Genomic DNA, 314 nt, shown 5'->3' with positions numbered 1-314 from the left:
CCGGCAGATGGGTTACTTTTTATTGATGAGTCACACGTCACGGTGTCACAGATTGGTGCCATGTATAAAGGCGACCGCTCGCGTAAGGAAACGCTGGTGGAATACGGCTTTCGCTTACCTTCGGCATTAGACAATCGTCCCCTTAAATTTGAAGAGTTTGAACAACTGTCTCCCCAAACCGTTTATGTGTCGGCTACACCAGGTAAATATGAGCTGGAGAAATCGGCCGGCGATGTGGTGGAGCAGGTGGTCAGGCCCACTGGTCTGGTGGATCCTGAGTTGGAGATTCGTCCGGTGGGGACTCAGGTGGACGA

Annotated in this window: 1 pseudogene; it reads left to right on the top strand. The window is 52.2% G+C overall.

The features are described 5' to 3' along the window. A pseudogene (locus J0A66_RS22555) lies at positions 1–314 on the top strand (excinuclease ABC subunit B); the annotation flags it as partial.

It is taken from the genome of Bowmanella dokdonensis (assembly GCF_017254865.1).
Lineage (GTDB): Bacteria > Pseudomonadota > Gammaproteobacteria > Enterobacterales > Alteromonadaceae > Bowmanella > Bowmanella dokdonensis.
The sequence above is the reverse complement of the archived record's forward strand: the minus strand, read 5'-3'. Positions and strand labels throughout refer to the sequence as shown.